This is a genomic window from Diaphorobacter sp. HDW4B (genome assembly GCF_011305535.1).
Lineage (GTDB): Bacteria > Pseudomonadota > Gammaproteobacteria > Burkholderiales > Burkholderiaceae_C > Diaphorobacter_A.
The window spans coordinates 1,710,895-1,722,870 of record NZ_CP049905.1; the positions used below are offsets into that span (position 1 = coordinate 1,710,895).

Below are 11,976 nucleotides of genomic sequence, written 5' to 3' on the forward strand. Positions count from 1 at the left end.
CCAGAAGGTTCGTGGCTGGTGGATGGATTCAGTTCAAGGCGATTGCGGCGGCGTGCACAGCGCCGTCACCGCACCGTTGAAATCGTTCAGCAGATCGACCAGCGGCGGCTGGCCTGCCAGCTCTTCGCCGCCCGGTGCCATGATGACCTTGAAGCTGCGCAGCAGCGCCACCGCATGCGCGGGCACGGCGCGGCCTTGCCGGTGGCTTTGCAGCAGCGCTTCGATGGCCGGGTTGTCAAGGTTGATGTACAGGCGCGCGGGCACGCTCGCATCAATGCGCTTGGTGAACGCGCGCGCCAGACTCAACGCCGCACCCGCCATGCGCTTGCTCGCATCGTCGGCCTCCAGCCGCGCCTTGAGCTGCGCCTCGCGGTCGGGTACGGCGATCAGCGGCAACTCGGGCGACACAAAGCGCGCGGGCACGACGAGTTCGCCCCACGCCAGTTGCTCGCGCAGCCATGCGATCTCGCTCTCGGGCAGATCGGCTGCGCGGAACATGCGCGCATTGCCGGTGGCCGTTCCGATCTCGACCAGCAGCACGCCGCGATCACGCACATACTCGCGCAGAAAGCCCGCCACGGCATAACGATCACCCCGCGCGACCGGCACCTGCAGCGCGCGAAACAGCACGTCTTCAAAACCGCCGCTCTGACCCAGACTCAGGTGAATGCGGCCATCGCGAATCAGGCTGCGCACCGGCAGATCGCCCTGACTTGTGGAGATGCGCACGGCGTCCTGCAGCATGGCGAACAGCTCGTCCTCGCACATCGCCGCGCCCAGCAACGCCTCGTTGTGGCGCGAAAGCAGACGGCTCCATGCCGGTGCCTGGTCTTTCGACAGATCGGCCAGCCCCTTGATCAATGCACTTTTCAGATGCGCGCGCACCGCCATGTAAGCATCGTCGCGCTGCAGGTCTTCGCGGCTCGCGGTGGGTGTGAGCGCGTTCGATTCGATCACGCCGCCGATGAAGCCCGCCCACACGGGAATCAGGTCGCGCGCCTCATCGTCGAGCAGCATGCCGCGCACGTAGACGCTCAGGTGCCGGTTGTCGCTGGTGCCGTAGGTCGCACCGTCCTGCACCCACAGCAGACCGCGCGCATCGCTGTCGCCTTCGGGTTTGATCGGGATCACGCAGATCGGTTCGAAATGGCGCTCCATGCGCGTCGCGAACGCCATGCGTTGGCGCTGCAGAACAGCAGGATGCACGACCACACCATCGGCCGTCGCACGCCATGGCGGCGGGTCGGCGTTCACGCATTCATCGTCGAACCACAGCGGCTCGCGCAGCAGCGCGCAATAGCGGCCCAGCACTTTCTTCAGCACACCAGCGGAGCACAGATGGTTGAAGTCCGTGCGCATCGCCAGATGGATCTCGGTGCCCACGGGCCGCGCGTCGATGGCCTGCACCGCATAGCGCCTGCCATCCGACGAGAGATAACGCCAGCCCTTGTCCGGAGACTGGTACGAGGACGTGTTCACCAGCACCTGCTCGGCCACCACGAAGGCCGAGAGAAAGCCGAGACCGAACAGGCCGATCAGTTCCTCGCTGCCCGGCTTTTCGGTGGCACGCAACTGGCGCGTGTAGCCGTTGCCCAGTGTCGCGAGAAAGCTGTGCAGTTCCTGCTCCGTCAGCCCCGATCCGTTGTCGCGGATGATGATGGTCTGCGCCACATCGTCGGCAATCACGTCGATGCGGCCCGGCCCGGTGAACGTCGGGTCTTCGAGCCTGCGCCGCGAGATCGAATCGTGCGCGTTCTGGATCAGCTCGCGGATCGCGACGACCGGCGTCGAATACAGGTGCTTGGCCAGCACATCGAACAGGCCATCGAGATGCACCTGCGTGGTCTGCAAGGCCGAAGGTTGGGCAGGCTGATCGCTGCTGCTGTGGTCGTCGTCGTTCATGTGCTGTGCGCCAATGTGGTCAGAGTTGCTCGCGGCAGGCGCGGTACAGGTCCTTCCACTCGCCGCGTTCCTTCACCACGGTTTCGAGGTATTCCTTCCACACCACCGTGTCCTGCACCGGGTCCTTGACCACCGCGCCGAGCAGGCCCGAGGCCACATCGGCCGCGCGCATCACGCCATCGCCGAAGTGCCCGGCCAGCGCCATGCCGCTGTTGATCACCGAGATCGCCTCGGCCGTGGACAGCGTCGACGTGGGCGACTTGATGCGCACGCTCTTGCCGTCTTCGGTCTGGCCGCTGCGCAGTTCGCGGAAGATCTGCACCACGCGCTTGATTTCTTCGAGCGCCGGTGGCTCGGCAGGCAGCGCCAGCGCGCGGCCCATTTCGCCCACGCGCTTCATCACGATCTGCACTTCCTCGGCTTCGGTCGCGGGCACCGGCAGCACCACCGTGTTGAAGCGGCGCTTGAGCGCGCTCGACAACTCGTTGACGCCCTTGTCGCGGTTGTTGGCGGTGGCGATCACCGAGAAGCCCTGCACCGCCTGCACTTCGCTTTCCAGCTCGGGCACGGGCAGCGTCTTTTCGGACAGCACGGTGATCAGCGTGTCCTGCACATCGGCGGGAATGCGCGTGAGTTCTTCGATGCGCGCGATCTTGCCGCGCTTCATCGCGTTGACCATCGGGCTTGGAATCAGCGCCTTCTCCGACGGGCCATGCGCGAGCAACTGCGCGTAGTTCCAGCCGTAGCGCAACTGCTCTTCGCTCGTGCCCGCCGTGCCTTGCACCAGCAGCGTGGAGTCGCCACTCACAGCCGCCGCCAGATGCTCGGACACCCACGACTTGGCCGTGCCCGGCACGCCGTACAGCAGCAGCGCGCGATCGGTCGCAAGCGTCGTCACGGCGATCTCCATGAGGCGCGAGTTGCCGATGTACTTGGGCGAAATCTCCACGCCGTTCTTCAGCGTGCCGCCCATCAGGTACTGCAGCACCGCCCATGGCGAGAGCTTCCAGTTGGGCGGGCGTGCACGGTCATCGACCTGCGACAGCGCGTCCAGCTCGTGTGCGAATTGTTGTTCTGCATGTTGGCGAAGAACCTGGCTCATGGTGTGAAGCTCTCTGTTGGCAAATGGATGAATCGGGTGGATCGGATAAGCGAAAAATGGATCACGTTGAAATCTGCTGCAGCGTCTGGCGTATGCCCGCCGTCGAGCGCACGCGCTGCCACACGTCCTCGAACCACTGCGCCGACTTTTCGTCGGCGCTGGCCTTGTCGATGAGCGTCAGGAACGCGGGCAGGCTCTGCGGATGCATCCACAGCGCCGCGCTGGTGAGCGCCTGCGACAGGTTGTGGCGCAGGCTCCAGTCGGTGCTGACGACGGCGGCTGCGTAGGACAGGTCGAGCGAGGCGACCAGCGCATCGGACAGCGCACGCGACAGATGCTCGTGCGGCTCCATCTGATCGTCGATGCGAATCAGCAGCTCGAACACCAGACGCGGCGCGGCCTTCAAACGCTCTTGCCAATACACCTCACGCTCGGCCAGCGTCATCGACGCGAGCAGGCTGCGCAGGCTTTCCTGCGCAAAGCGGTTTTCCTGCATGCTGGTCAACAACTGCAGCCAATCGCGGTTGGGCGAACGCGCGGCGGCTTCGAGCAGACCATCCCACAGATGGCGCTTCCACTCGGTCTTGGCCGCCCATGCGAACACTTCCTCGGGCGTCTTGCCCAGCGTCTCGGTCCACCAGGTCGGCGGTGTCAGACGCACCAGTTGGTACAGCCACCACGCGCGCTCGCCGCCCTTGAAATACGAGTGCGCCTTGAGCGCGATGCCGTCGCGCGGCCAGTCGGCGTTGTCCTTTTCGGGCGGCTCGATGGTCCACTTGTCGCCCTCCTGCTTGAGCAGCGGCGCAATCCATGCGATCACGCGCTGCGAATGCGCGCTGTGCGGCAACGTGGACAAAAGCTCGGCGGCCAACTGCTTCACTTCGCCGCTGCGATCGGTGAGCAGGCGCTCCAGCAGCGCTTCGTCATCCATCGACAACTGCGTGCGCAGCACTTCGAGCATCGCCAAACGTTCCTTGGCGTTCAGCTCCTTGACCGCCGCGTCGAAGCGTTCACGCGCGGCCTGCGGAGTGCTCGCGCGTTCGTTGCGCAGCACGGAAAGCCGCTGCTCGAACGTGCCTTCGCTCCACAACTGTTCGGGATCGGCCTGCTGATCTGTGCCTGCCGCAAACTTCCACGCCGGGTTCTGCTGCGCAAGCCACAAACCGCGTGCGCCCAGCACCGCCAGCAGATCGGCACGCAAGGCCGAACTGCGCGCACCGGCATCCAGCGCCACCGGAAGCGATGCCTGCGGCAAGCGCATGCCGGCCTTTGCCAGCACATGCCAGCTTTGGCGAGTCAGGCTTTCCGGCCCTTCACGCAAGGCCGCATTCAGCGCGCGGATCACGGCCTCGTCGGCAGGCTCGGCCTGCACATCGTCCGGCGCGGACGTGGACGCAAGCGGCTGCGCCAAAGCCTGCGGAACAAAGCCCGCGCGCTGCCACAACCCCGCTGCACCAGCGGCGCGCAGCAGCTTGATCGATCCGGCATGCGCGTCAGCAGGCACGGCCAGAGCGGCATTCGCATCGCGCACCAGCGACTGCAGTTCGGCGGGCCATGGCGCATCGTCGAGCGCATCCATGCGCTGCGTGCCGACCAGCGCCTGCTGCATCAGTCCTTGCCAGGCGGGAGAGTTCATCGCACCACCATTGCTGCTGTTCATTGCACCTCTCCCGACAAGGCCCAGATGAGGCGGGCATTGCCGTCGCCCGTCACATTCCATGCGCTCAGCAAACGCCAGCGTTCATCGCTCCACTCGCCCATCGCCAGCATCGGATGACCGCCGCTGGCCGCGAGCAGCCCCCATGCCTGCGAGTCCGGCAGATCGAGTGGCAGCACGCGTTGCGCCGCGCCATCCATCACCGTCGCCTGCCAACCCTGCCCTTCCACGCGATGCAGTTGCACGCTCTGCAGCATCAGCGGTTGAAGCCATTGAAACGGATTGCCCGCCAAGCGCTCGGCCACATCGCGCCAGCTTTGCTGCGGTGTGCTGTGCGCGAGCAGGCTGGGCGCGGTCGTGGCCTGCGCTTCCAGCAGACTGCTGTTGTCTGCCGCAATCGCCCGCATGGGCGCACCACCCGGATAGAAATGCAGACTGGCCTCGTAACGACGACCCACAACCCACGCACGTTCGTAGCCACGACCGCCATGCGCGTAGTCCTGCAGCAAGGCTATGCGCTGGGTCTGTTCGCCCCACAGCCACATGCGCCGCTCGACAAGACGTCCCTGTCCTTCGATCTGGCAACCGCCAAGCACCAGCCACTGATCGGCCACCGCGGGCGATGTGGCAAGCAGCTCGGCCTTGTCCTGATTCCAGCCGAGCGCCGTCATCACATCGTCCAGCATCGCGGGCGGCAACTGCTCGCGGCGCGCGGCGGCGTCCAGCAGCAACTGCCATTGCCCCAGATGCGTGAGCAGCAACGCGGGCCAATCCTCGCGCACGCTGGCCACATCGTGCAATTGCGTGACGCGCGCCGCCATGCTGGGCGCCTGCGCATCGACCAGACGCGCCGCCATGTTCTGCCACGCCTGATGCGTGCTGGAATCGTTGAGCTGCTGCGTGGCCAGGCCCTGGCGCAGCATGTCCTGCATCCACAGCGAGAGTTCGCCCAAGCCGCCTTCCACGCGATCCCAGCGCTTGGCCTCGCGTTTGGCGGCGGCCTGCGGGTCGGGCGGCGCGGCGGCCACGGCGACGGCCTTGGCTTCTTTTTTCTCGGCGCGATCACGGCGTGAATCGAGCCATTCGCTCACCCATGCCGGGCGGGCATCGGCTGCAGCCACCTGCCCTGCCGTGCGCAGGAGCAAGAGAGCGAGCCCATGCTTGCATGGAAATTTGCGGCTGGGGCAACTGCATTTGAACGACGGGCCGCTCAAATCGACCTGCGTCTGATAAGGCTTGCTGCCGCTGCCCTGGCATTCGCCCCAGACTGCGCCCTCGTCGCTGCCCAGAGTCGGCCATTTACCGGGAGATTTCAGGCCTTGTGCGGCCTTGGTTGAGGAAGCATCCGGGGATAGCCCCAACACTTCTGCTTCGCTGGTTAGCACGTGCTGCCTTCTCCGTTCCCGACAAGCGGTGTCAATTTATTGGTATTTACAGATTTATACCAAAGCGCCGATGTCACTCTTGCGAAAGCCGTCCTCGACTTTGTGAGCATGTGATTCAGGGTAGACGCCAGTAGCGCGCAGAAATGTGCCGCAGACAATCACCGCCATGCTCTCTCCCAGCCAGGTCATCGTCATCGCCACACCGGTGTTTTTTCTGCTGATCGCCATCGAATGGCTGGTCAGCATGCGCCGCCGCAACTACCCGTACAAGCTGGCCGATGCGTTCAGTTCGATGAGCCTCGGGCTCATGAGCCAGACCAGCGCGGTCTTCACCAAGCTGCTCACCGTGGGCATCTACACGGCCGTGTTCGAGCATGTCGCGCTGCTGCGAAGCGACGCCTTCTGGACAAGCCTCCCCGGCTGGCTGATCGCCTTGGTGCTCTACGACTTTCTCTACTACTGGAACCACCGCATGGGCCACGAGGTCAACGTGCTGTGGGCCGCGCATGTGGTGCATCACCAGAGCCAGCAATACAACCTCAGCACCGCGCTGCGCCAACCGAGCAGCTACGCGCTGCTGTCGTGGCTGTTCTATCTGCCGATGGCCGTGCTCGGCGTGCCGCCGCTGGTCTTCGTGGTCGTCGGGCTGATCGACCTGCTCTACCAATTCTGGGTGCACACCGAGCAGGTGCGCCGCCTCGGCTGGTTCGACCGCTGGTTCTGCGCGCCCAGCAACCACCGCGTGCACCACGCCGTGAACGACCCATATCTCGACAAGAACTACGGCGGCATCCTCATCATCTGGGACCGCATCTTCGGCACCTTCAAGGAAGAAGACGACCGCGAGCCCTGCGTCTACGGCACACGCGGCCTGCTCCAAAGCTGGGACCCACTCTGGGCCAACGCCTCCATCTACAGCCAGCTCGCGCAAGACAGTTTTCATGCGCGCAACTGGGGCGACAAGCTGCGCGTGTGGCTCAAACCGCCGGGCTGGCGACCTATCGACGTGGCCGCGCGCTTTCCCAAACCCGCTTTCGTGCTCGACGAACATCGCGCGCTGTTCGAGCCGCCCATCGGCAAAGCCGCCCAGTGGTTTGCCTCGCTGCAGTTCATCACGCTGATCGCCGGTGCCGCGCTGTTTCTGTGGAACGCCGATCAGGCACCGCTCGCGCACAACCTGATCTGGTTCGCCACCATCAGCATCGCGCAGTGGATTCTCGGTGCCGTACTGCAAGGCCGCATCAGCGTGTGGCTGGCGTTGATGCTCGATGCCGGCGTGCTGGCTGCCGCCACCGGCGCGCTCGGACTCACGGAATGGCACATGGTCTTCAAACCCGCAGCCATGCTGTTCGCTTGCGCACAGGTGCTGGCCAGCGCTCGCAACGCGCCCGTCGATCACGCGGGCCGCAGCCATCCCATCTCGCTGCGCTGGCTGCTGGTCGCACTGCAATGGTCGTTCGTCGGCGACGTCTGCCTGATGCTGTCGTCACCCGCCATGTTCGTGCCCGGCCTCGTGAGCTTTCTGCTCGCGCATCTGGCCTACATCATCGTCATGAAACGCGGCCTGCCCTGGTTCGCCGACCGCCGCGCATTGCTCATCACGCTGCTGCTCGGCATCGGCATGTACGCTTTCCTGTGGACCGGCGGCCTGCCCGCCGAACTGCGCATCCCCGTCGCCGTCTACGTCACCGTCATCGCCCTCATGGCCGCGCAGGCCTGGGGCCGCTGGCGCATCATGCGCTCGACCAACGCACTGCAAGTCGCGCTGGGCGCAAGCTGCTTCATGATCAGCGACACCATCCTCGCGCTGGACCGCTTCGTGCAGCCCGTGCCCTATGCGCTGTTCTGGGTGCTGATCAGCTACTTCGCGGCGCAGGCGTTGATCGTGTGGGGGTTGACGGGCAAAGCACGGTCATCGACCGCAGCTTAGTCAACCGTACAAACCCCGAAAACATTTGACCATATATCACCCACGGGCGATAATCGCCGGATCGCAATTTCAGGAGTCCCACGTGGACAGTGCCAGTTCAACCAGTGATTTATCGCTCGCCGCAATGGCAGCGTGGCTGGCCGACTGACGAACTCCCTGCTTGAACGGGAGCCGTCCTTCGGCACCAGTTCCGTTCAACGCATTGCGGCGCGCTTGGCGCACCTCTTCTCTCGCCCGACATCGGTCGGGCTCGCGCTTTTCAAATCACGGACACACTTCGGCGTCAGCAGACACCGGAGTTTTTGACGCGTACCGTTTCTGCGTGGCTTTTCTTGCTTCACCGAAGGAGAACGCCATGAAGACTTTTTTCTTTCGCTCAGACCGCTTGGTGCGCCTTGGCCGCACCTGCGCAGCCGCGCCCGCAGTCGAGTCGACCGTTGTCGCAAACGCTCAGGCCAAGCCGCTTGAGCAGCAGCTCAAGGAGCTGGACACGCTGACCCGCTGGCCGACCCATCGCATCCGCAGCTTCCTCGCCACGCAGTCGCGCAGCGCGCGCTGATTCGCAGGCCGCAAGCCTTTCATCAACCCATCCCAAAAGGAGCAGACATGGACCCCGACCCGTCTCGATCTCGCAGCGCCGGCATGGCCCGCTCGCGGGTGATGCCGGCTGGCTCGGCACGCTGCTCCTTGGTATTTCCGATGGTTCAGCGCCGCGCCTTTGTTGACCTCTTGTTGATCAATGGGTCCGCACTGAAACCACGTCAGCGTTTGCGCACCTGAAGCGCGGCGCGGCTCCTTTCAGCGCGGATCGAAAGGAGCCTCCAATGCAACGTCTGAACAACGCATTGCGTGTCGATGCAGCCCGCACGACACTCGCACAGAACTCTTCCCGCGCCGACCGCATCGGCACTATGCGCACCCGCGCCCTGCTCGCCGCACTGAGCAACCACCGCGCAGACCTGCTCGCCCAACTGCTCTCGCATCTGGGCGACAAGACCTTCGCCCAAACGCTCGCCACGCTGTCCGCACGCGAACAGGTAGCCGCCCTGCACATGCTCAGCACCGAACGCCGCGCCAGCGTCTTCCGCGAACTGACGCAGCCGCAGCGCGATATCTGGCACCAGGCCGTGCAGACCGAGCAACAGGCCAAGCCCTCCATGCTGGTGCGCTGCAAGCAACTGCTGCGCGCGCCCTTCGCCAAGGCCAATCCAACCAAGGCTGCGTGAGCGGCGCGGGAGCATCACATGCAGATCCTCAACAATCTGTTCCGCGCCTTTGTGCGCCGCCGCCGCATGGGTGGCTTCTTTCACCGCCGTGCGATTCCCACGGATCACAGCGCGGGTCATGGCCGGGCCGTGCCGACCGAGCTCACACGCAACCTGCTGCTTGCCTCGCAAGGCGATGCCCGCACCACGCTGCAACGGCTGAACTCCGGCGAAGATGGCCTGAGTGACGACACCGCAGCGGCCCTGCTCACGCAGCATGGGCCCAACGAGGTCGAGCACGAACAGCCGCTGTCGCCGCTACAGCATCTATGGCAGTGCTACAAGAACCCGTTCAATCTGCTGCTCACCCTGCTGGCGGTGGTCTCCTACGTCACCGAGGACGTGAAGGCCACCGTCGTGATCGGCAGCATGGTGGTGCTGTCCACGCTGCTGCGCTTTGTGCAGGAAGGCCGCTCCAACCGCGCCGCCGCGCGTTTGCAGGCGCTGGTGAGCAACAAGGCGACTGTGCTGCGCAAGGTCGAAGGCGCGTCCGATGAACGCGGCACCAGTGGCTTTGGCGCGCATGCGCAGCAACGCGAAGTGCCGCTGCGCGAGCTGGTGGTGGGCGACATCGTGATGCTGTCTGCGGGCGACATGATTCCCGCCGATTGCCGCGTGCTCAGCGCCAAGGATCTGTTCGTGAGCCAGGCCGCGATGACCGGCGAATCGCTGCCCGTGGAAAAGCAGCCAGAAGCCGCAACGCCCGTCGATGCGGGCTCGGTCCTGGAGGCGACCAATCTGCTGTTCATGGGCACGAACGTGGTGTCCGGCTCGGCGCTGGCCTTGGTGCTGGCAACGGGCAATCGCACCTATTTCGGCACCATCGCCACGCGCGTGACCAGCACCGACCGCGCACCCACGGCCTTCGAAGCCGGGGTGAACAGCGTGAGCTGGCTGCTGATCCGCTTCGCCGCGATCATGGTGCCCATCGTGCTGCTGCTCAACGGCTTCACCAAGGGCGACTGGACCGAGGCCTTCCTGTTCGCGCTGTCGGTGGCCGTCGGTCTCACGCCCGAGATGCTGCCGATGATCGTGACCTCCACGCTCGCCAAGGGCGCGGTGTCGCTGTCGCGCCAGAAGGTGGTGGTGAAACGGCTCGATGCGATCCAGAGCTTTGGCGCGATGGATGTGCTGTGCACCGACAAGACCGGCACGCTCACGCAGGACAAGATCGCGCTGGAACGCCACACCGACGTGATGGGCCACGACAGCGACGAGGTGCTGCAGTTCGCCTATCTGAACAGCTACTACCAGACGGGTCTGAAGAACCTGCTCGACCGTGCCGTGCTCGAACACGTCGAGCTGCACACCGCCATGCGCGTGACCGAGGACTACCGCAAGGTGGACGAGATTCCGTTCGACTTCCAGCGTCGCCGCATGTCGGTGGTGGTGGCCGAGCGCGACCATCACCACGAGCTCATCTGCAAGGGCGCGCTTGAAGAAATCCTGCAATGCTGCACGCAGATGCGCGACGGCGATGCGGTGCTCGCGCTCACGCCCGAACGCGTGGCGCAGGTGCTGGAAGTCACCCAGCAGCTCAATGCGGAAGGCCTGCGCGTGGTGGCCGTGGCGATGAAGGAAGTGCCGCCCGGCAAGACGCAATACGGCATCGCCGACGAATGCGAGCTCACGCTGATCGGCTACGTCGCGTTTCTCGATCCACCCAAGGACACGGCGGCCAGCGCCATTCAGGCGCTGCACGAGCATGGTGTTGCCGTCAAGGTGCTCACCGGCGACAGCGAACTCGTCGCGCGCAAGGTCTGCCGCGATGTGGGTCTGCCAGTGGACACCGTGCTGCTCGGCAACGACGTGGAAGCCATGGACGAAGCGACGCTGCGCGAGGCCGTCGAACACTACACACTGTTCGCCAAACTCGCGCCGCTGCACAAGGAGCGCATCGTGCGCGCGCTGCGTGCCAACGGCCACATCACGGGCTTCATGGGCGACGGCATCAACGACGCTCCGGCCCTGCGCGCCGCCGACATCGGCATCAGCGTGGACAGCGCAGTCGACATCGCCAAGGAAGCCGCCGACATCATCCTGCTGGAGAAAAGCCTGATGGTGCTGGAGCAAGGCGTGGTCGAAGGTCGCCGCACCTTCAGCAACATGCTCAAGTACATCCGCATGACGGCCAGCTCCAACTTCGGCAACGTCTTCTCGGTGCTGATCGCCTCGGCCTTCATCCCGTTCCTGCCGATGCTGCCCATGCAACTGCTGATGCAGAACCTGCTCTACGACATCTCGCAGATCGCCATTCCGTTCGACAACGTGGACGACGAACTCGTCAAGCACCCGCTGCGCTGGAACCCCAAGGATCTGGGCCGCTTCATGGTGTTCTTCGGCCCCATCAGCTCGCTGTTCGACGTGGTCACCTTCGTGCTGATGTGGTTCGTCTTTCACGCCAACCAGCCCGAAAAGCAGGCGCTGTTCCAGTCCGGCTGGTTCGTCGTCGGCCTGCTCACGCAGACGCTGATCGTGCACATGATCCGCACACCCAAGATCCCCTTCATCCAAAGCCGCGCATCGTGGCCCATGCTGATGATGACAGCCGCCGTCATGGCCGCCGGCATCTTTCTGCCGATGGGACCACTCGCCAGCTACTTCAAGATGGAGCCGCTGCCAGCCAGCTACTTCCCCTGGCTGTTTGTCATATTGTTCTGTTACGCTGCCGTGACAACCTTGGCGAAGCGCGTGTACATCAAGCGCTACGGCTGGCAATGATGACGATGACGACG

8 protein-coding genes are annotated in these 11,976 nt (G+C 64.6%); 4 read left to right on the forward strand and 4 right to left on the reverse strand.

The genetic code is table 11. The annotated features are described in order from the left end of the window. Nucleotides 1-33: 33 nt before the first annotated feature. The 4 genes from G7048_RS07930 to G7048_RS07945 all read right to left on the reverse strand — a co-directional run bounded on the left by G7048_RS07930 (nt 34) and on the right by G7048_RS07945 (nt 6,046). Nucleotides 34-1,902 carry an ATP-binding protein gene (locus G7048_RS07930; protein ID WP_166067611.1) on the reverse strand — a complete coding sequence of 623 codons (1,869 nt, stop codon included), beginning with the start codon at nt 1,900-1,902 and terminating at the stop codon, nt 34-36. Nucleotides 1,903-1,921: 19 nt separating this feature from the next. Further along, on the reverse strand, nt 1,922-3,004 hold the full coding sequence (locus G7048_RS07935) for an AAA family ATPase (RefSeq protein WP_166067612.1): 1,083 nt from the start codon (nt 3,002-3,004) through the stop codon (nt 1,922-1,924). Between the two features lie 61 nt (nt 3,005-3,065). After that, nucleotides 3,066-4,664: a DUF5691 domain-containing protein gene (locus tag G7048_RS07940; RefSeq protein WP_166067613.1), complete on the reverse strand. Its 1,599-nt coding sequence runs from the start codon at nt 4,662-4,664 to the stop codon at nt 3,066-3,068. After that, complete coding sequence (locus G7048_RS07945; protein ID WP_166067614.1) at nt 4,661-6,046, reverse strand: SWIM zinc finger domain-containing protein; 1,386 nt, start codon at nt 6,044-6,046, stop codon at nt 4,661-4,663. The genes G7048_RS07940 and G7048_RS07945 overlap by 4 nt, the downstream gene beginning before the upstream one ends. Nucleotides 6,047-6,212: 166 nt before the next feature. Between G7048_RS07945 and G7048_RS07950 the strand changes: the two genes are divergently transcribed. The 4 genes from G7048_RS07950 to mgtA all read left to right on the forward strand — a co-directional run bounded on the left by G7048_RS07950 (nt 6,213) and on the right by mgtA (nt 11,962). Then, nucleotides 6,213-7,976, forward strand: a complete 1,764-nt coding sequence (locus G7048_RS07950; RefSeq protein WP_166067615.1) for a lysoplasmalogenase family protein — start codon at nt 6,213-6,215, stop codon at nt 7,974-7,976. Between the two features lie 355 nt (nt 7,977-8,331). Next, the gene (locus G7048_RS07955) at nt 8,332-8,535 is read left to right on the forward strand and encodes a hypothetical protein (protein ID WP_166066181.1); all 204 of its coding nucleotides are present in this window, start codon (nt 8,332-8,334) and stop codon (nt 8,533-8,535) included. Between the two features lie 265 nt (nt 8,536-8,800). Beyond that, nucleotides 8,801-9,202, forward strand: coding sequence for a hypothetical protein (locus G7048_RS07960; protein WP_166067616.1), 402 nt, complete (start codon nt 8,801-8,803; stop codon nt 9,200-9,202). An 18-nt stretch (nt 9,203-9,220) separates the two neighbouring features. After that, nucleotides 9,221-11,962 carry a magnesium-translocating P-type ATPase gene (gene mgtA / locus G7048_RS07965; RefSeq protein ID WP_166067617.1) on the forward strand — a complete coding sequence of 914 codons (2,742 nt, stop codon included), beginning with the start codon at nt 9,221-9,223 and terminating at the stop codon, nt 11,960-11,962. Nucleotides 11,963-11,976: the final 14 nt, after the last annotated feature.